Source organism: Streptomyces sp. NPDC052023 (genome assembly GCF_044548465.1).
Lineage (GTDB): Bacteria > Actinomycetota > Actinomycetes > Streptomycetales > Streptomycetaceae > Streptomyces.
Genome location: NZ_JBIUBW010000008.1, coordinates 199,095 through 216,912 on the forward strand (window position 1 = coordinate 199,095; position 17,818 = coordinate 216,912).

18 protein-coding genes and 1 tRNA gene are annotated in these 17,818 nt (G+C 71.5%); 10 read left to right on the forward strand and 9 right to left on the reverse strand.

The genetic code is table 11. The features are described 5' to 3' along the window. The gene (locus ACIHCM_RS18995; protein ID WP_399896962.1) at positions 1-411 is read left to right on the forward strand and encodes an SsgA family sporulation/cell division regulator; all 411 of its coding nucleotides are present in this window, start codon (positions 1-3) and stop codon (positions 409-411) included. A gap of 13 nt (positions 412-424) precedes the next feature. On the opposite strand, the gene ACIHCM_RS19000 is transcribed toward ACIHCM_RS18995, so the two are convergent. Continuing rightward, a complete protein-coding gene (locus tag ACIHCM_RS19000) occupies positions 425-1,831 on the reverse strand; it encodes an FAD-binding oxidoreductase (RefSeq protein WP_399896965.1) in 1,407 nt (468 codons plus the stop codon). A 92-nt stretch (positions 1,832-1,923) separates the two neighbouring features. On the opposite strand from ACIHCM_RS19000, the gene ACIHCM_RS19005 reads away from it, so the two are divergent. Then, the gene (locus ACIHCM_RS19005; RefSeq protein ID WP_399896968.1) at positions 1,924-3,384 is read left to right on the forward strand and encodes a tetratricopeptide repeat protein; all 1,461 of its coding nucleotides are present in this window, start codon (positions 1,924-1,926) and stop codon (positions 3,382-3,384) included. A gap of 9 nt (positions 3,385-3,393) precedes the next feature. Here the strand turns inward: ACIHCM_RS19005 and hppD are convergent, their stop codons facing one another. Continuing rightward, the gene (gene hppD, locus ACIHCM_RS19010; RefSeq protein WP_399896971.1) at positions 3,394-4,539 is read right to left on the reverse strand and encodes a 4-hydroxyphenylpyruvate dioxygenase; all 1,146 of its coding nucleotides are present in this window, start codon (positions 4,537-4,539) and stop codon (positions 3,394-3,396) included. Between the two features lie 124 nt (positions 4,540-4,663). Between hppD and ACIHCM_RS19015 the strand changes: the two genes are divergently transcribed. The 7 genes from ACIHCM_RS19015 to ACIHCM_RS19045 all read left to right on the forward strand — a co-directional run bounded on the left by ACIHCM_RS19015 (position 4,664) and on the right by ACIHCM_RS19045 (position 9,729). Further along, complete coding sequence (locus ACIHCM_RS19015; protein ID WP_393104653.1) at positions 4,664-5,134, forward strand: Lrp/AsnC family transcriptional regulator; 471 nt, start codon at positions 4,664-4,666, stop codon at positions 5,132-5,134. 58 nt (positions 5,135-5,192) lie between these two features. After that, the gene (locus ACIHCM_RS19020) at positions 5,193-5,840 is read left to right on the forward strand and encodes an ABC transporter permease (RefSeq protein ID WP_399896974.1); all 648 of its coding nucleotides are present in this window, start codon (positions 5,193-5,195) and stop codon (positions 5,838-5,840) included. Further along, entirely contained in the window at positions 5,833-7,071 is a 1,239-nt protein-coding gene (locus tag ACIHCM_RS19025) for a betaine/proline/choline family ABC transporter ATP-binding protein (RefSeq protein WP_393104649.1), read from the forward strand. The genes ACIHCM_RS19020 and ACIHCM_RS19025 overlap by 8 nt, the downstream gene beginning before the upstream one ends. Then, a complete protein-coding gene (locus ACIHCM_RS19030) occupies positions 7,068-7,928 on the forward strand; it encodes an ABC transporter permease (protein WP_399896978.1) in 861 nt (286 codons plus the stop codon). Before ACIHCM_RS19025 ends, ACIHCM_RS19030 begins: the two co-directional genes overlap by 4 nt. Continuing rightward, on the forward strand, positions 7,925-8,884 hold the full coding sequence (locus tag ACIHCM_RS19035) for a glycine betaine ABC transporter substrate-binding protein (protein WP_399896981.1): 960 nt from the start codon (positions 7,925-7,927) through the stop codon (positions 8,882-8,884). The genes ACIHCM_RS19030 and ACIHCM_RS19035 overlap by 4 nt, the downstream gene beginning before the upstream one ends. A 69-nt stretch (positions 8,885-8,953) precedes the next feature. Further along, positions 8,954-9,544, forward strand: coding sequence for an ArsR/SmtB family transcription factor (locus ACIHCM_RS19040; protein WP_399896984.1), 591 nt, complete (start codon positions 8,954-8,956; stop codon positions 9,542-9,544). Then, positions 9,541-9,729, forward strand: a complete 189-nt coding sequence (locus ACIHCM_RS19045) for a hypothetical protein (protein ID WP_399896987.1) — start codon at positions 9,541-9,543, stop codon at positions 9,727-9,729. Before ACIHCM_RS19040 ends, ACIHCM_RS19045 begins: the two co-directional genes overlap by 4 nt. A 196-nt stretch (positions 9,730-9,925) precedes the next feature. Here the strand turns inward: ACIHCM_RS19045 and ACIHCM_RS19050 are convergent, their stop codons facing one another. The 6 genes from ACIHCM_RS19050 to ACIHCM_RS19075 all read right to left on the reverse strand — a co-directional run bounded on the left by ACIHCM_RS19050 (position 9,926) and on the right by ACIHCM_RS19075 (position 15,860). Further along, positions 9,926-10,717, reverse strand: coding sequence for a S16 family serine protease (locus ACIHCM_RS19050; protein ID WP_399896989.1), 792 nt, complete (start codon positions 10,715-10,717; stop codon positions 9,926-9,928). Between the two features lie 59 nt (positions 10,718-10,776). Further along, complete coding sequence (locus ACIHCM_RS19055; RefSeq protein WP_393104637.1) at positions 10,777-11,418, reverse strand: IclR family transcriptional regulator; 642 nt, start codon at positions 11,416-11,418, stop codon at positions 10,777-10,779. Positions 11,419-11,791: 373 nt separating this feature from the next. Next, positions 11,792-13,576 carry a DEAD/DEAH box helicase gene (locus ACIHCM_RS19060; protein ID WP_399896992.1) on the reverse strand — a complete coding sequence of 595 codons (1,785 nt, stop codon included), beginning with the start codon at positions 13,574-13,576 and terminating at the stop codon, positions 11,792-11,794. A gap of 177 nt (positions 13,577-13,753) precedes the next feature. Then, a complete protein-coding gene (locus tag ACIHCM_RS19065) occupies positions 13,754-14,158 on the reverse strand; it encodes a type II toxin-antitoxin system death-on-curing family toxin (protein ID WP_399896995.1) in 405 nt (134 codons plus the stop codon). Beyond that, complete coding sequence (locus tag ACIHCM_RS19070) at positions 14,155-14,355, reverse strand: hypothetical protein (RefSeq protein WP_399896997.1); 201 nt, start codon at positions 14,353-14,355, stop codon at positions 14,155-14,157. The genes ACIHCM_RS19065 and ACIHCM_RS19070 overlap by 4 nt, the downstream gene beginning before the upstream one ends. A gap of 53 nt (positions 14,356-14,408) precedes the next feature. After that, a complete protein-coding gene (locus ACIHCM_RS19075; RefSeq protein WP_399897000.1) occupies positions 14,409-15,860 on the reverse strand; it encodes an MFS transporter in 1,452 nt (483 codons plus the stop codon). 180 nt (positions 15,861-16,040) lie between these two features. Here ACIHCM_RS19075 and ACIHCM_RS19080 point away from each other — a divergent pair. Next, positions 16,041-16,116 (forward strand) — tRNA-Cys (locus ACIHCM_RS19080). A gap of 20 nt (positions 16,117-16,136) precedes the next feature. Here the strand turns inward: ACIHCM_RS19080 and ACIHCM_RS19085 are convergent. Further along, positions 16,137-17,315: an SUKH-4 family immunity protein gene (locus tag ACIHCM_RS19085; RefSeq protein WP_399897003.1), complete on the reverse strand. Its 1,179-nt coding sequence runs from the start codon at positions 17,313-17,315 to the stop codon at positions 16,137-16,139. Between the last annotated feature and the right edge of the window lie 503 nt (positions 17,316-17,818).

Below are 17,818 nucleotides of genomic sequence, written 5' to 3' on the forward strand. Positions count from 1 at the left end.
ATGCACACCGTGGTGGAGCGCGAACTGGAGCTGAAGCTCATCCTGTCGCCGGAGCGCGGCATCCCGGTGCCGGCCCGGCTGGCCTACCGCACCGACGACCCCTATGCCGTGCACATCTGCTTCCACGTCGACTCCGAGCACCCCGTCAGCTGGACGTTCGCCCGTGACCTGCTGGTGGAGGGGGTGTTCCGGCCGTGCGGGCACGGGGACGTGCGCGTGTGGCCGGCGAAGGTGAACGGGCGCGGCGCCGTGCTGATGGCACTGACCTCACCCGACGGCGACGCCCTGCTGGAGGCACCGTCGGCGCAGGTGTCGGCCTGGCTGGAGCGCACGTTGCGTGTGGTGCCCCCGGGGAGTGAGGGCGAGCAGCTCGGCCTCGACGACGGTCTGGCCCAGCTGCTGGCCCGGTGAGTCCGATACGGCCTCAGAACAGCTTGCCGGGGTTGAGGATCCCCAGCGGGTCGAACGCCTGCTTGACCGCCCGCTGCATCTCCACCCCGACGGGGCCGATCTCGCGCGCCAGCCACTCCTTCTTCAGCACGCCCACGCCGTGTTCACCGGTGATCGTGCCGCCGAGTTCCAGGCCGAGGGCCATGATCTCGTCGAAGGACTCACGGGCGCGTGCGCACTCGTCGGGGTCCTGGGCGTCGAAGCACACGGTCGGGTGGGTGTTGCCGTCGCCCGCGTGGGCGACCACCCCGATGGTGAGCCGGAACTTCTCGGCGATGCGCTCGACGCCCTCGATCAGGTCGCCGAGCCGGGAACGGGGCACGCACACGTCGTCGATCATCGTGGTGCCGCCGACCGCCTCCAGCGCGGTGAGCGACAGCCGCCGCGCCTGCAGGAGCAGTTCGGACTCGGCCGCGTCGTCCGCCGGGACGACCTGGGTGGCGCCGGCGGCCTCGCACAGTGCGCCGACGGCGGCGAGGTCGGCGGTCGGGTCCGGGGTGTCGAAGGCAGCGAGCAGCAGGGCCTCGGTGGTCTCCGGCAGCCCCATGGAGGCCATGTCGTTGACGGCCTTGACCGTCGTACGGTCCATCAGTTCGAGGAGGGAGGGGACGTGCCCGCCGGCCATGATCCGGCACACGGCGTCGCAGGCGGCGGCCGCGGAGCCGAACTCGGCGGCCAGCACCAGCTGCTGCGGCGGCTTGGGCCGCAGGCCCAGAACAGCCCGTACGACGATACCGAGGGAGCCTTCGGAGCCGACGAACAGGCGGGTGAGGTCGTACCCGGCGACGCCCTTGGCGGTGCGGCGGCCGGTGGACATCAGGCGGCCGTCGGCGAGGACGACGTCGAGGCCGAGGACGTACTCGGCGGTCACCCCGTACTTCACGCAGCACAGGCCACCGGAGGCGGTGCCGATGTTGCCGCCGATGGTGCACATCTCCCAGCTGGAGGGATCCGGCGGGTAATAGAGGCCGTGTTCGCCGACGGCGCGGGAGAGGGCGGCGTTGACGACGCCGGGTTCGACCACGGCGATACGGTCGACCGGGCTGATCTCCAGGATCCGGTCCATCTTCGTCAGCGACAGCACCACGCAGCCCTCGGTGGCGTTGGCCCCGCCGGACAGGCCGGTGCGGGCGCCCTGCGGGACCACCGGAACGCGCAGCTCGGTGGCGACGCGCATGACGTGCTGGACCTGCTCGACGGTACGGGGCAGCACGACCACGGCCGGGGCGCCGGCCGGGCAGAAGCTCGCCATGTCGTTGGTGTAGGAGGCGGTGATGTCGGGGTCGGTGAGGACGGCCTCGGCCGGCAGGCCCGCGAGCAGCCGGTCCGTGAGGTTGCCCTGCGCTTCGTCGGGAGGGGCTTGGATACGGCTCATGATCACAGAGTGTCACCCGGGGCCATCGGTGTGAACCCCGTCCGCGGCACCGTTCGTGTGACGGGACGAGGTCGTCGTACTGACGCACAGTGTGCGCCATGAAGACCGGTGTGAAGACCGCCGTCGGTGCCGGCACGCGGACCGGGGCGAGCCTGCAGGGCGGGGACGGGCGTACCGGCCGCCGGCGGACCCGGCTGGTCGTGGGCGTGTTGCTCGGGCTGCTCGTGGGCGGCCTCGCCGTGGGCGGGCTGCTGTGGATTCAGCGCCCGCAGCCGCGGCCGGCGCCACCGCCCGAGCCCGGCCCGGCCGAGCTGGCGCTGGCCGCGGTCCATGCCGGGGTGCCGCCCGAGCCACGGGGTCTGGCGGTGCTGATCGAGGAGCGTGAACGGCGGCTGCGGGAGCATCCCCGGGACGCCCGGTCGTGGGCGGTGCTCGGCATGGCGTACGTGGAGCGGGGACGGCGGACCGCGGACGCCGCGTACTACCCGACCGCGGAACGGGCGCTGCGGACCTCCCTGAAGGTGTGGCCGGGCAACGCCGGGGCGCTGGAGGGCATGACGGCGCTGGCGAACGCGCGCCGGGACTTCCGGGCGGCGCGGACCTGGGGCGAGGCCGCACTGAAGGCGGACCGCAAGCGCTGGACGACCCACTCGCTGCTGATCGAGGCGTACACGGGCCTCGGCGACTACAAGGCCGCCCGCAGCACCCTGGACCGGCTCCAGAAACTGCACTCCGGTACGGCCGTGATGGTCCGGTCGGCCGCCGTGTACTGGGACCGGGGCTGGCGCGAGGACGCGCTGGCCACCCTGTCCGACGCGGCGGCGACCGCCGAGGCGCCGGCCGAGCGGGCGGCCTGGCTGGAGCGGGCCGGGCAGCTCGCCTGGGAGCGCGGGGAGCGGGAGGTGGCCCTGCGGCACTACGAGGAGGCCTTGCGCGCCGACCCCGGGCAGCGGGCCGCGCAGGCCGGGCAGGCGCGCGCGCTGGCGGCGCTGGGGCGGACGCCGGAGGCGCTGCGGGCGTACCGGGGGGCGGTGGCCGAGCGGCCGTCGCCGCAGTACGCGCTGGAGCTGGGCGAGCTGTACGAGTCGCTGGGGCTGGAGCAGGCGGCCCGCGCCCAGTACGACCTGCTGCACACGCAGGTCCGCAGCGCCGCCGCCGGCGGGGTGGACGAGGATCTGGTGCTGGGCCGCTACGAGGCGGATCACGGCGATCCCGAGGAGGCCGTGCGGCTGCTGCGCGCCGAGTGGCGCAAGCAGCCCGGCATCGCCGTGGCCGACGCCCTGGGGTGGGCGCTGCACCGGGCGGGCGAGCACGAGGAGGCGCTGGAGTACGCGGTGCGGGCGACCGACAAGGAGCACGGCGGCGGGGTGCGCAGCGCGCTGTACGCCTTTCACCGCGGGATGATCGAGAACACCCTGGGGCTGCCGGGTCCCGCGCGGCGCCATCTGGAGGAGGCGCTGCGGATCAACCCGTACTTCTCGCCGCTGTTCGCGCCGCTGGCACGGGAGAAGCTCAACGCGCTGGGCGAGCCGCCGGAGGTACCGGTTCCGGCGGCCTGACCCCGGCTGTCAGAGGTTGCCGCGCCGTTCCTGCTCGCGCTCGATGGCCTCGAAGAGGGCCTTGAAGTTGCCCTTGCCGAAGCCCATCGAGCCGTGCCTCTCGATGATCTCGAAGAAGACGGTCGGACGGTCCTGGACCGGCTTGGTGAAGATCTGCAGCAGGTAGCCGTCCTCGTCGCGGTCGGCGAGGATCTTCAGCTCACGCAGCGTGTCGATCGGCACGCGGGTCTCGCCGACCCACTCCCCGAGCGTGTCGTAGTACGAGTCGGGGGTGTCCAGGAACCGCACGCCGGCCGCCTTCATCGTGCGCACGGTCTGCACGATGTCGTTCGTGTTGAGCGCGATGTGCTGGACGCCCGCGCCGCCGTAGAACTCCAGGTACTCGTCGATCTGGGACTTCTTCTTGGCGACGGCGGGCTCGTTGATCGGGAACTTGACCTTGAGCGTGCCGTCCGCGACCACCTTCGACATCAGCGCGCTGTACTCGGTCGCGATGTCGTCGCCCACGAACTCCTTCATGTTCGTGAAGCCCATGACCTTGTTGTAGAAGCCGACCCACTCGTTCATCCGGCCGAGCTCGACGTTGCCCACGCAGTGGTCGATCGCCTGGAAGGTGCGCCGGGCGGGCGGCTCGACCATCGGGTCGGCGGCGACGAAGCCGGGCAGGTACGGGCCGTCGTAGCCGGAGCGCTCGACCAGGGTGTGCCGGGTCTCGCCGTACGTGGCGATGGCGGCGAGGACGACGGTGCCGTGCTCGTCCTTGAGCTCGTACGGCTCGGCCACCGGGCGGGCGCCCTGCTCGACGGCGTAGGCGAACGCCGCCCGCGCGTCCGGCACCTCGATCGCGAGGTCGACGACGCCGTCGCCGTGCGCCGCCACGTGCTCGGCGAGGAAGTGGCCCCAGGTGGTGGCGGGCTTGATCACCGAGGTGAACACGAACCGGGCGGAGCCGTTCTCCAGCACGTAGGCCGCGGTCTCACGGCTGCCGTTCTCCGGTCCGGAGTAGGCGACCAGCTGCATGCCGAACGCGGTGGAGTAGTAGTGCGCGGCCTGCTTGGCGTTGCCCACGGCGAACACGACCGCGTCCATCCCCTTGACCGGGAAGGGGTCGGCCTGCCGTGCGGTGTCGGGAGTGTGGTGTGTGGTCTGCGTCATGGCCGCAGCGTCTCGCCGGGCACGCAAGGTGCGCAATAGTTGGCGTCTTCACCGGGCAATATGACCAGTGGATTCCGCAATTAGGCGGACGCTCTGTACAGGATGACCATGTCGGGAGGCGGCCATGGCGATCGATCAGCTGGACGGGCGGATCATCGTGCTGCTGGCGCGGGAGCCACGGATCGGCGTACTGGAGATGTCCCGCAGGCTCGGGGTCGCGCGGGGCACCGTGCAGGCCCGGCTGGAGCGGCTTCAGTCGAATGGCGTCATCCGCGGATTCGGTCCGCAGGTGGACCCCGCGGCGCTCGGCTATCCGGTCACCGCCTTCGCCACCCTGCAGATCCGGCAGGGACAAGGTCCCGACGTACGGGCGCACTTGGCGACCGTGCCGGAGGTGCTGGAGCTGCACACGACGACCGGCAGCGGGGACATGCTGTGCCGGCTGGTGGCCCGCTCGAACGCCGATCTTCAGCGGGTGATCGACCGGGTCGTCGGTTTTGATGGGATCGTGCGGGCCGCCACGGCGATCGTCATGGAGAACCCCGTTCCGCTGCGGATCATCCCGCTGGTGGAGCAGGCGGCACTTCATGAGTGAACGAACGATCAATGGGAAGGCGACCGACGGGAGTGACCTAGCTGCGGGGTGATGGTGTGTGAATTTCTGGGAGTATCTCGGCAACCGCCATCAGCAGATCCTCACCGACGCCTACCAGCACGCCAGCGTCGTCTTCCAGTGCATGGTGATGGCGACGGCGATCGGGCTGCTCATCGGCGTGGTCACCTACCGCTCCGAATGGGCCGGAAACCTGGCGACCCTCTCCACCTCGACCATCCTCACCATTCCGTCACTGGCCATGATCGGCCTGCTGATCCCCCTGGTGGGACTCGGTGTGCCGCCGACCGTGATCGCCCTGACGCTCTACGGGCTGCTGCCGATCGTGCGTAACTCGATCGTGGGGCTGCGGGGCGTCGACCCGGCGCTGGTGGACGCGGCCACCGGCATCGGGATGTCCCGGACCAGGCGGCTGGCGCGGGTCGAGCTGCCGCTCGCCTGGCCGCCGATCCTGACCGGCATCCGGGTCTCCACGCAGATGCTGATGGGCATCGCGGCCATCGCCGCCTACGCCTCCGGTCCCGGACTGGGCAATCTGATCTTCCGTGGGCTCGCCTCCCTGGGCAGCAAGAACGCGCTGAACCAGGTGCTCGCGGGGACGGTCGGGATCATCATCCTGGCCCTGCTGTTCGACGCCGCGTACGTACTGATCGGGCGGCTGACCATTTCGAGGGGGATCCGTGTCTGAGTCCGCGTCCCACGGGGCGACCATCGAGCTGGAGAACCTCACCAAGCGGTACCCCGGCAATCCGCAGCCGGCCGTTGACAACGTCAGCATGGAGATCAAGGCGGGCGAGACCGTCATCTTCGTCGGCCCGTCCGGGTGCGGCAAGTCGACGACCCTCAAGATGATCAACAGGTTGATCGAGCCGTCGGGCGGCCGCATCCGGATCAACGGTGAGGACGTGACCCACATCGATCCGGTCAAGCTGCGCCGCAAGGTCGGCTATGCGATCCAGGCATCCGGCCTCTTCCCGCACATGACGGTCGCCCAGAACATTGCGCTCGTGCCGGGGATGATCGGCTGGCCGAAGGCACGCATCCGCGACCGGGTCGAGGAGATGCTCGACCTCGTCGGGCTCGATCCGGGCGAGTTCCACGGCCGCTACCCGCGCCAGCTGTCCGGCGGGCAGCAGCAGCGGGTGGGCGTGGCACGGGCGCTCGCCGCGGATCCGCCCGTGCTGCTGATGGACGAGCCGTTCGGAGCGGTGGACCCGATCACCCGGGACCACCTCCAGGACGAGCTGATCCGGCTCCAGCGCGAACTGCACAAGACGATCGTGTTCGTCACGCACGACTTCGACGAGGCGATCAAGCTGGGCGACCGGATCGCGGTCCTGCGGGAGCGTTCGCACATCGCGCAGTTCGACACACCGGAGGCGATCCTCACCAACCCGGCGGACGACTTCGTCTCCGGGTTCGTGGGCGCCGGGGCGGCGCTGAAGCGGCTGAACCTCACCCGCGTCCGGGACGTGGAGATCACCGATTACCCGACGGTGACCGTGGACGACCCGCTGCAGAGCATCTTCAACCGGCTCCGCTCCAGCGGTACGAACGAGATCCTGCTGCTGGACAAGCGGGGCCGCCCCTACAAGTGGCTCAGGCGGGGCGATCTGATGCGGGCCAAGGGCTCGCTGGCGCGGGCCGGAACCCTGGTCCACGACACGGTGACCCGGGACGCGACCCTGCGGGACGCGCTGGAGGCCGTCCTGACGGACAACACCGGGCGGGTCGCGGTGACCGGACGGCGCGGCGAGTACACGGGCGTGGTCGACATGGAGACGCTGATGAACTCCGTGCACGAGTTGCTGGAGGCCGACCGGCTGGACGCGCTGGAGCACCAGCACGACCTGGAGGAGACGCGGGCCGGCCAGACGCACGCGGAACAGGAGGGTCACGGAGGGGAGCCCAAGGCGTGACCACCTCTTCGGAGCAGAACCGTCCCCCCGGCGAGCACGACGTCAGAGGGCATGTCTTCCGGGACGAGGGCGAGGTGCCCGGCGACCAGGAGCCGCCTCCCCCACCGAGCCGGACGGCCCCCCGCCTCACCTGGCAGAAACTGACCCTCCTGCCGTCCTTCATCGTGGCCGTCCTGCTGGCGACCTGGCTGTGGTTCCGGCAGGCCGACCTGGACACGATCTCCGAAAACGCGCTGTCCGGGGGCCAGGTGCCGGAGGCGCTGTGGCAGCACATCCAGCTGACCGCGATCTCCACGTTCTTCGTGCTGATCATCGCGATCCCGCTGGGCATCCTGCTCACCCGCAAGACGTTCCGGAAGGTCACGCCGGTGGCGATGGCCTTCGCCAACATGGGCCAGGCGACCCCGGCGATCGGTCTGCTCGCACTGCTGGTGATCTGGCTGGGCATCGGCCGCAGGGCGGCCCTGATCGGCATCATCGCCTACGCCATCCTGCCCGTGCTGTCGAACACGATCTCCGGCCTCAAGGCGAACGACCCCGCACTGCTGGAGGCGGCCCGGGGCATCGGCATGTCACCGACGGGAGTGCTGGCCAGGGTGGAGCTGCCGCTGGCGGTCCCGCTGATCCTGGCGGGCGTCCGCACGGCGCTGGTGCTGAACGTCGGTACGGCGACGCTCGCGACCTTCGGGGGCGGAGGCGGCCTGGGTACGCTGATCACCACCGGTATCACCAGTCAGCGGATGCCCGTGCTGATCCTGGGATCCATCCTCACCGTCACCCTCGCCCTGCTGGTGGACTGGCTGGCCTCGCTGGCCGAACTGCTGTTGCGGCCACGAGGACTGGAGGTGGGCACATGAGGCGGTTGCTGTCTCTCACCACGGCGCTGGTGCTGGCCTCGGGCTGCGGGCTGACCAGCGGCTCCCCGATGGTCGACGACGTGCGGCCCGGGTCGATCGGGCAGGGCGAGCCGCTGAAGGGCGCCGACCTGACGGTCACCTCGAAGGAGTTCACCGAGCAGCTGATCCTCGGCGCGATCATGGGGATCGCCTTCGAGGCGGCGGGCGCGGAGGTCCTGGACCGGACCGGCATCCAGGGCTCGGTGGGGTCGCGCGAGGCGGTCAAGAGCGGTGAGGCGGACGCCGTGTTCGAGTACACGGGCACGGCCTGGATCACGTACATGGGCAACAGCAAGCCCATCCCCGACCCGCGGCAGCAGTGGCAGGCGGTGCGCGACGCGGACCGGGAGAACGGCCTGACCTGGCTGGAGCCGTCGACCCTGAACAACACCTACGCCCTGGCGATGAACCAGGCCAACGCGAAGAAGTACGGCACGAAGACCCTCTCGGACGTGGCCGCGCTGTCGAAGTCCGACCCGGGGGCCGTGACGCTGTGTGTGGAGGGCGAGTTCGCCAACCGCGCCGACGGGCTGCCGGGCATGCAGAAGGCGTACGGCATGAACATCCCGCCGTCCCGGGTCACCCAGATGGACACCGGAATCATCTACACCCAGGCGGCGAAGGGGGGGTGCACCTACGGAGAGGTCTTCACCACCGACGGCCGCATCAAGTCGATGAACCTGGTCGTGATGGACGACGACAAGAAGTTCTTCCCCAACTACAACGCCGCCCCCGTGATCAACACGAACACCCTCAAGGAGTGGCCGGCGATCGCGGACATCCTGAACCCGATCACGAAGAAGCTGAACAACTCCGTGGCCCAGAGCCTCAACGCGAAGGTCGACGTGGACGGGGAGGACCCGCATCAGGTCGCGCTGGACTGGCTGGTGCAGGAGGGGTTCGTGAAGGAGGGCTGACCACGCGTACGGGAATCACTTACAAAGAACCCCTTGCAAAGAAGACTTTGCAAGCATAGCTTTGTACGCATGACCGAGCCCCGGGATCGACAGATCCGCAGCCTCGACGCCCGCTCCCTGCGAGGCCTCGCCCACCCCCTGCGCATGCAGTTGCTCCGCGCCCTGCGGCAGGACGGGCCGGCCACCGCCTCACTGCTCGCCGAACGGCTCGGCGAGTCCAGCGGTGCCACCAGCTACCACCTGCGGCAGCTCGCCGCGCACGGATTCGTCGAGGACGCGCCGGAACACGGCAAGGGCCGGGAGCGGTGGTGGCGGGCGGCCGACGCGGGCATCAGCTTCGACTCCGGCCTGCTCGCCGGCGCGGACCCGGCCACCCGTGGCGCCGCCGACACCTTCCTGCACGAGATCGCGTCCACGCACGCCCGCGAGCTGGCCACCTGGGTGGGCACACGGGAGGACTGGCAGCCCGCGTGGGCGCAGGCCACCGACATGAGTGACTGGACGCTCCGCCTGACCCCCGACCGGGCCAGGGAACTCATCGGCAGGATGCACGAGTTGCTCGAGGACTACCGGGACGAGGAGGACACGCCCGGAGCGGAGCGGGTCCGCGTCCACACGCACACCTTCCCCATCGGCACGGAGACGGAGAGGTCCCGATGACACACCCCGCCACCCAACTCGCCCTGCACCACGCACGCTCCGCCGACCTCCGCGCGCGGGCCGCCGCGCACCGCCTCGCCGCGCAGGTCAGGTGCCGTGGCGAGCTGCGCACGCGGCTCGGCTGGACCCTGGTGGAAGTCGGGCTGCGGCTCGCGACCCCACCGAAGCCGGCGCTCGCGGGTTAGGGCCTGTCGTTTGGATCAGGTCGCAGAGAATCGGCGGTAGTTCGTCGGCGCCGGTGAGCGGGGTCTGGTGCGTGCGGCTGCAAGGCGGAGGAGGGCGTCGATGCGGAGCATCGGCAACCGGCGACAACGCCGCAGATGGGCGTGCCAGACCGCGCGTCTGCGGCGTGATCCAAACGACAGGCCCCAGGGGCAGGCACTAACAGCTGGGGACCGGGCCCGTCCCCTTCTCCAGGGCTTTCAGGGACTGGACCGCGCCCTTCAGGGTCTTGACCGGGATCAGGCGCAGGCCCTTGGGGAGTTCGGACTTGGCGTCGGTGCACTCGGCGCTCGGGACGAGGAAGACGGTGGCGCCGTCACGGTGGGCGGCCCGGGTCTTCAGGGCGACGCCGCCGACCGCTCCCACCGTGCCGTCGGCCTCGATGGTGCCCGTCCCGGCGACGGTGCGGCCGCCGGTGAGGTCACCGCCGCTGCCGTCGCCCTCCAGCTTGTCGATGATGCCGAGGGAGAACAGGAGGCCGGCGCTCGGGCCCCCCACGTCGGCGAGTTCGAGGTCGACCTTGATGTCCTTGTCCTGGACGCCGAGGTAGGTGAGCGCGGCCTCGGTCGCCGCGTTCTGGGACTCGCGCATCTGGGCCTCGTTGTGCTGTTCGATCTCCTTGACGGTGTCGCCGCTCGGGTAGACCGCGTCCCGGGGCATGACCGCCTGGTCGGAGCGCCACCAGCCGTCGATCACGGCGCCGAGCCCGACGCGGGTGTCCGGGCTGGTGGCCTCGATCGTCGTCATCCGCAACTGCCCGCTGGTCTCCCGGGTCGGCGCACCCGAGATCGTGATCACCGGTGTGCCCTGGTCCTCACCGAGCACATTCGCCGTCATACCCGGCTGCGCCACCGAGAACGGCAACGGCGCGAGCGCGGCGGCGGCGATCAGACCGGCGACGGGCAGTGCGCAGACGGCGAGGGCCTGGGGACGCGTGAGACGAGAGAGCACGAGGTCAATCTAACGCGCGGGGGTGTTCGAAACATCGCGGGTCCGGATCACCTCGCTCGTCAGCGCAGCGCCTCCGCCACCTCCCTGGCCGCGTCCACCACCCTCGGGCCGACCCGTTCCGGGACCGCGTCCGCGAGCATCACCACGCCCACGCTGCCCTCCACGCCGGTCACACCGACCAGGGGGGCGGCGGCGCCGCAGGCTCCTGCCTCCAGTTCGCCCTGGGTGAGGGTGTAGCCGGGGTCGCTGTGCGGGCGCTGACGGGCGGCCAGGATCGCCTTGCCGGCGGCGCCCCTGTCCAGGGGGTGCCGGAAGCCAGCCCGGTAGGCCACGTGATAGTCCGTCCAGGTCGGCTCGACCACCGCGACGGCCAGTGCCTCGGCCCCGTCCACCAGCGTCAGGTGCGCCGTCGCCCCGATGTCCTCGGCCAGCGACCGCAACGCCGGCAGCGCGGCTTCCCGTACCAGCGGATGCACCTGACGTCCGAGACCCAGCACCCCCAGCCCGACCCGGGCGCGCCCGCCCAGGTCGCGGCGTACCAGCGCATGCTGCTCCAGCGTGGCCAGGAGGCGGTACACGACGGTGCGGTTGACGCCCAGTTTGGTGGACAGCTCCGTGACGGTCAGCCCGTGGTCCGTGTCGGCCAGCAACTTGAGGACACGCAGTCCCCGGTCGAGCGTCTGAGAGGTCTCCGCTGTCACGACGCCCACTCCTTCAGTGGTGAGGTCGGCAGCCTTGTCGTGGCGGACACGTCGCCGAGTCCCGTCAGCGACGCGCTTCAGAGGCTGCCGATCGGCTGACGGCCCGGCCGGTGGTCCGGGCCCAGTCGCTTCACGGCTGCGCTCCGCGGCGGCGCTGCCACGGGGCGTGTGCGTAGCGGGACATTAGCGAGCTGGTTCGCTCAGCGGAAGTCTCCGTCCAGAATCCGGTCAGGGACCGGGGTGGGGTACTCCGGTTTGCCCTGATACATACGGCGCGCGGCGCCCCGACAGGGGCGTGGGGAACCGCGCGGGCGACCACGTGCGGTCCGCAGCCGAACGCGACGGTGCATCCCGGCCGAACAGGGCGCCGGCGTCAGCGCATCCGCGTGGCCCACTCCTGCACCTTGGCGATCCGCTGGCGCAGTTGCCCCGCCGTCGCCTCCGCGCTCGGCGGGCCCCCGCACACCCGGCGCAGTTCGGTGTGGATGACCCCGTGCGGCTTGCCGCTCTGGTGGACGTACGCGCCCACCATGTTGTTCAGCTGCCGCCGCAGCTCCATCAGTTCCTTGTGGCTGACCACCGGCCGCCGCTCGGCGGGCATTTCGAGCAGATCTGCCTCGGCGTCCGGCTTCTTGCGGCTGTGCGCGATCTGCCGCGCCTGCCGCTTCTGGAGCAGCAGTTGCACCTGGTCGGGTTCGAGCAGCCCCGGAATGCCGAGGTAGTCCTGCTCCTCCTCGCTCCCCGGGTGGGCCTGCATCCCGAACTCGGCGCCGTTGTACATGACCCGGTCGAAGACGGCGTCGGACTCCAGGGCCTCGAAGGGGAGCATGTCCTGCTCCCCGGTGTCCTCGTCCTTCTGCTGCTCCGCCTCCGCGAGGAGCTTGTCCTCCTCGGCGTACGGGTCCTCCTCGCCGTCCTTCTTCGGCTTGTCGAGCACATGGTCGCGCTCGCGCTCCATCTCGTTCGCGAAGGAGAGCAGATCCGGCACGGTCGGCAGGAACACGGACGCGGTCTCGCCACGCCGCCGCGACCGTACGAAACGGCCGACGGCCTGCGCGAAGAACAGCGGCGTCGAGATGGTCGTCGCGTAGACCCCCACCGCCAGCCGCGGTACGTCGACGCCCTCGGACACCATCCGCACCGCGACCATCCACCGGTCGGTGTTGTGGCTGAACTCGTCGATCCGGTCGGACGCGCCGGCGTCGTCGGACAGCACCACGGTCGCCTTGTCGCCGGTGATGTCCCTGATGAGCTTGGCGTACGCCCGTGCCGAGTCCTGGTCGGAGGCGATGACGAGGGCGCCGGCGTCCGGGATCGCCTTGCGCACCTCGGTCAGCCGCTGGTCGGCGGCGCGCAGCACGGCCGGCATCCACTCGCCGCGCGGATCCAGCGCGGTACGCCAGGCCTGGCTGATCGCGTCCTTGGTCATCGGCTCGCCGAGCCGCGCCTCGATCTCGTCGCCGGCCTTGGTGCGCCAGCGCATGTTGCCGCTGTAGGAGAGGAAGATGACCGGCCGCACGACGTTGTCCGCGAGTGCGGAGCCGTAACCGTAGGTGTAGTCGGCGGCGGACCGCCGGATCCCGTCGGCTCCCTCCTCGTACGCCACGAAGGGGATGGGGTTGGTGTCGGACCGGAACGGCGTACCCGTCAGGGCCAGCCGCCGGGTCGCCGGTTCGAAAGCCTCGAGACAGGCCTCGCCCCAGGACTTGGAGTCACCGGCGTGGTGGATCTCGTCGAGGATCACGAGGGTCTTGCGCTGCTCGACGCGGTTGCGGTGCAGCATGGGCCGCACGCCCACACCCGCGTACGTCACCGCGACCCCGTGGTACTCCTTGCCGAGCGGTCCCGCGCTGTACTCGGGATCGAGCTTGATCCCTATGCGCGCCGCCGCCTCCGCCCACTGCTTCTTCAGATGCTCGGTGGGCGCGACCACGGTCACCTGCTGCACGACATGGTGGTGCAGCAGCCAGGACGCCAGCGTCAGCGCGAAGGTCGTCTTGCCGGCGCCGGGCGTGGCCACCGCCAGGAAGTCACGCGGCTGCTCCTGGAGGTACTTCTCCATCGCGCCCTGCTGCCAGGCACGCAGCTTGCCGGCGGTACCCCAGGGGGCACGGCCGGGGAAGGCGGGCGAGAGGTGATGGGAGGAGGAAGCAGTCATGGGCGTGGGCCTGTAGGGCCCTCCGTTGTGGGTGGTGGCGGGCGACGGGTGGGCGGTAGTCACGGTCTCCGTGGGGGTCGAGCGGCAGGTCTGGGTATGACAACCGGGCCACCCTACCGGCGGGCCCCTCCGCTCCCGCAGCGAACTCCCCCGCCTCACCCACGGGTGGGACCGACGTCACAACTCCCTCAGCCGCCCCGCGATCCGCCCCACGTCACCCTCCGCGCCGGACGCCACATCGACCACCAGCTCGTACGCCCTGTCCTGGTCGCACGCGGCGAGGTCCGTGCCGTTGACGGCCAGGAACGTCGCCGCCGCCAGCCAGGCGGTGCGCTTGTTCCCGTCGACGAGCGGGTGGTTCGTCGCGAGGGCGTGGAGAAGGGCGGCGGCCTGTTCGTACAGGTCGTCGTAGGCCGCCGTACCGAACATCCGGGCTCTCGGCCGGTGTACGGCCGACGCGAGCAGACCGGGGGCCCGGGCCTCGGGCGCGCGCCCGCCGAAGGCGGTCCCGGCGAGGGCGGTCACCTCCGCGACGGTGAGGTGGCGCGTGGTGCGGTGGCGCGCAGCGGGGTCGGGCGTCATTCCCCCAGCCTCCGCAGCAGATCGGCGTGCGCCGAGGCGAGCCGCTCGGCCGCCGCACGCACGAGCGCGCCCTCGTCACGCAGATGGGCACGTACGGCGTCCAGGGCGATGTCCTCCGGCCGGCGCCCGCACGCGTCGGCGAGGTCGTCGAGGGCCCGCCGGAGGTCGTCCGGGAGCGGAAGGGTGAGCTCGCGCATGGGCGGGAGGCTATGCGGCGCGGTCCGCCCGGGGCGAGCGCATTACGGCTCGCTCACCGCTCCCGCACCCGGGTCGTCACCCACGCCCCCACCAGCGCCACGGCCGCCATCGGCAGGAACACCGCGGCGAACGCCGCCGGGTGGGAGGCCGTGGCCGTGGCCGCCGTGTGCGTCACCGCGCCGCCCCCCAGGGCCGCGAAGGCCGCGCCGCCGGCGGCCAGGAGGAGGATGTTGGAGAGGCCGTCGGAGATCTGGAGGGCGGCGGAGTTGGTGCCGGCCTGGTCGGGGGCGGAGAGCTTCAGGAGCAGGACGCTGGTGGAGGAGATCACCAGGCCCATGCCGAGGCAGCCGAAGCCCCAGGCGACGGCGACGATCCACACCGGTACGGAGTCGAGCAGGACGCTGGGGGCGGTGACGATGGCCGCCGCGACCAGCAGCATGCCCAGCGTCATCAGGCCGTCCCGGTACGGCTCCAGGCGGGGCCGCGACTGCAGCCACGAGCCCAGCGCCCAGGTGGCCCCGCCCGCCGCGAGGGAGAGACCGGCCAGCGTCGGGGAGAGGCCCCGCTGCGTGACCAGCATCAGCGGCACGAAGGACTCCGCGGCGATGAACGCCCCCGCGGCGACGCCGCGCAGCAGCACGACCGAGGGCAGCCCGCGCGCCGCCCGGTAGGTGCCGCGCGGGAGGAGTCCCCGCACTGCCGGGATCAGCAGCGCGGCGCCTGCCACGGCGGGCAGCAGCGACAGCCAGCGCAGGTCCTGGGCCGCGTACTGGAGCAGGCCGGCGCCGAAGGAGATGCCGAGGGCGAGGCGGATGCGCCGGCCGTCGAAGGAACCCTGCCCCGCCCCGTCGCCGCCCCGCACCGCTCCGGAGGCCCGCGTCCGTATCTGCGGCAGCGCGAGCGCCAGCGGGAGCAGGACCAGCACCGGTGTCCCGAGGAACACCCAGCGCCAGCCCAGCTGTTCGGTCACCGTGCCCGCCGCGAGCGGCCCGACCACCGACGGCACGACCCAGCTCGCCGCGAACGCCGCCATGATCGCCGGCCGCATCCGCTCCGGGTAGGCACGCCCGACCACGACGTACAGCGCCACGATCACCATCCCGCCGCCGAGCCCCTGCACCGCCCGACCGAGGATGAACAGCCACATCGCCCCCGCCGTCCCGGACAGCACCAGCCCCGCGGCGAAGGCGCCGATGCCGGTCGTGAGCGGGCCGAGAGGGCCTCGCCGGTCCGACCACTGCCCCGCGAGCACCATGGCGAACAGGCTCGTCGTGAAGTACCCCGAGAACGCGAACGCGTACAGCGACACCCCGTCCAGCTCCCGCGCCGCCACCGGCATCGCCGTGCCCACGGCCGTCGCCTCGAAGGCGATGAGCAGCACCACCGAGACGATGCCCACGCTCAGCGCCCGGTACGACCGGCCGAGCACACCCTCGCCGTCGGGTTCCGGCGGAAGTACGGGGGCGTCTGCGACCTCGGTGTCGCGGGGGTTCAGGGCAGCCATGTCTGCCAGCGTAAGGTGCACAACGGGGTCTGACCCCTGTCGGGAGACGGTGATCGCCTCAGTCCTTGGTCGTAGACCCCGCCGTTCGTGAACGGCACATGGCAGTCCCGTTGCACCGCCCCGCCCGGCCTTGAGCGCCGCCCGCCCCGGCCCTACGGTCGAGCCACGTCACCAGCACACGGCCGTGTGCCCGAGTGGTCCCAGGGACTCGCCTGCAAAGCGAGGTACGCGGGTTCGAATCCCGCCACGGCCTCCAGTCACCCGTCGGTGGGCCCGCTACAGCACTCCGCCCGCCTCGTCCTGGAACAGCTCCGTCCAGTAGTGCCAGCCGGAGCGGTCGGCCGTGCCCGTCGGGTCGACCCTGCGCAGGACGTCGATCATCGTCGCGGCCAGCTGGTCGTACGTCTCCGTCGTCAGCTCGTGGTCCGCCGCCGCGTCGATCGCCTTCTCGCGGTGCAGCAGCCACAGGGTGAAGGCCAGGGTGGACATGTCCGTGTTGAGGGGGTACAGCCTCGCGTCGGGCTCGCTCCAGTTCAGGACCTCGCCCGTGGCTCCGTCGACGACCAGGCTGTTGTCCTCGATGAGATGGCCGAGGCGTATCAGGTGGTCCGCGCGGTCGGGGAGCCGCTCGGTAGGGAAGTCGCCGGGGCGCTCGTCGGTGTAGTACTCCGTGAGGGTCGGCAGCGGGACGTCCGTGTCCAGGTAGAAGAGGAAGCCGTCCTCGGGCAGGCCCGTCTCGCGCAGGAACCGGCGCGTGGGCTCGTGGGTGAGGGTCGTGGGGAAGTCGACCTCCTCGAAGCGGGCGATCCGGCCCGGGCCGAACTCCTGGTCGAGCAGGCGCGGGGGCAGGTCCAGGGTGAGGCCGGACTCCGTGCCCGGGCCGGCCATCAGGGCGAGGGGGCGGATCAGCGCCGCCATCCGCCAGTACGGCGGCATCGCGGCGTCCGGCCCCGTCCCCTCCTCGAACACCGCCAGCAACTGCCGCGTCGCCTCCGCCACCGCCTTCGGCCCGCAGCGGCCGGCGTAGGAGGCGAACTGACCCCGCACATCCGCCAGTTCCTCCGTGGCCGCGGCGAACCGGACCAGCGTCCGCAGCGACGGCGCCAGCGGGCGGCTGTCCATGAGGTCGGGACGGTCGTGGAAGAAGTACGTCGTCGAGATCTCGCCGGTCGCGCCGTCGAGCAGCACGGACTCCGACTCCAGGCCGTCGGGCGCCAGAAGGCCGCCTATCACGAGCTGTTCACGCAGCCGGGCCATCAGGCGGCCGGGGTCCGCCGTCGAGTCCGCCACCGTCCGCAAGCCGTCCCTGCGCAGGGCGTCGAACGTCAGCAGGGCGCTGTCGCCCGGCAGTCCGGGACCCGTCAGCCAGCGGCGCGTGGGCGCGTGGGTGACGTGCGGGCCGAGTTGGTCCTCGGTCAGGGTGATCACCGCGGCAGCGGCGTCGATCGTGCTCATGGTTCCCCCGCGCATGGTTGTCCACGGGGTACGCCCGCCGTCCGTGCCCCGCGCGGCCGTCCCCACTGCCCAAAACAGTACGCGCCACCACTGACAATCGCTCCGGCCTGCGGAAACACGGAGCTAACGGCACCTATCGAACGACGACCCGGGCGCCGTCACCCCTGGGCGGAGCGCCCCGAGAAAGCCGCCGTCCCGCGCCCGCCGGAGCGCCGGCGGCAGCGACCGGACCCCGGCGCCCCCGGAGTCACTGCCCCGTCACCACCGCCGCCTGCGGCCGGATCGGCAACCGGTTCACCGGTCGGCCCGCCGCCGGCCCGTCAGCCGCACCACGAGAGCCCCGCTCACTGCCCCGTCACCACCGCCGCCTGCGGCCGGATCGGCAACCGGTTCACCGGTCGGCCCGTCGCCGGCCCGTCAGCCGCACCACGAGAGCCCCGCTCACTGCCCCGTCACCACCGCCGCCTGCGGCCGGATCGGCAACCGGTTCACCGGTCGGCCCG

Bases quoted from the DNA above. Each gene is read 5' to 3' on its own strand.
- ACIHCM_RS18995 (WP_399896962.1), top strand. From the start codon at position 1: ATGCACACCGTGGTGGAGCGCGAACTGGAGCTGAAGCTCATCCTGTCG.
- ACIHCM_RS19005 (WP_399896968.1), top strand. From the start codon at position 1,924: ATGAAGACCGGTGTGAAGACCGCCGTCGGTGCCGGCACGCGGACCGGG.
- hppD (WP_399896971.1), bottom strand. From the start codon at position 4,539: ATGACGCAGACCACACACCACACTCCCGACACCGCACGGCAGGCCGAC.
- ACIHCM_RS19015 (WP_393104653.1), top strand. From the start codon at position 4,664: ATGGCGATCGATCAGCTGGACGGGCGGATCATCGTGCTGCTGGCGCGG.
- ACIHCM_RS19035 (WP_399896981.1), top strand. From the start codon at position 7,925: ATGAGGCGGTTGCTGTCTCTCACCACGGCGCTGGTGCTGGCCTCGGGC.
- ACIHCM_RS19040 (WP_399896984.1), top strand. From the start codon at position 8,954: ATGACCGAGCCCCGGGATCGACAGATCCGCAGCCTCGACGCCCGCTCC.
- ACIHCM_RS19045 (WP_399896987.1), top strand. From the start codon at position 9,541: ATGACACACCCCGCCACCCAACTCGCCCTGCACCACGCACGCTCCGCC.
- ACIHCM_RS19060 (WP_399896992.1), bottom strand. From the start codon at position 13,576: ATGACTGCTTCCTCCTCCCATCACCTCTCGCCCGCCTTCCCCGGCCGT.
- ACIHCM_RS19065 (WP_399896995.1), bottom strand. From the start codon at position 14,158: ATGACGCCCGACCCCGCTGCGCGCCACCGCACCACGCGCCACCTCACC.
- ACIHCM_RS19070 (WP_399896997.1), bottom strand. From the start codon at position 14,355: ATGCGCGAGCTCACCCTTCCGCTCCCGGACGACCTCCGGCGGGCCCTC.
- ACIHCM_RS19075 (WP_399897000.1), bottom strand. From the start codon at position 15,860: ATGGCTGCCCTGAACCCCCGCGACACCGAGGTCGCAGACGCCCCCGTA.
- ACIHCM_RS19085 (WP_399897003.1), bottom strand. From the start codon at position 17,315: ATGAGCACGATCGACGCCGCTGCCGCGGTGATCACCCTGACCGAGGAC.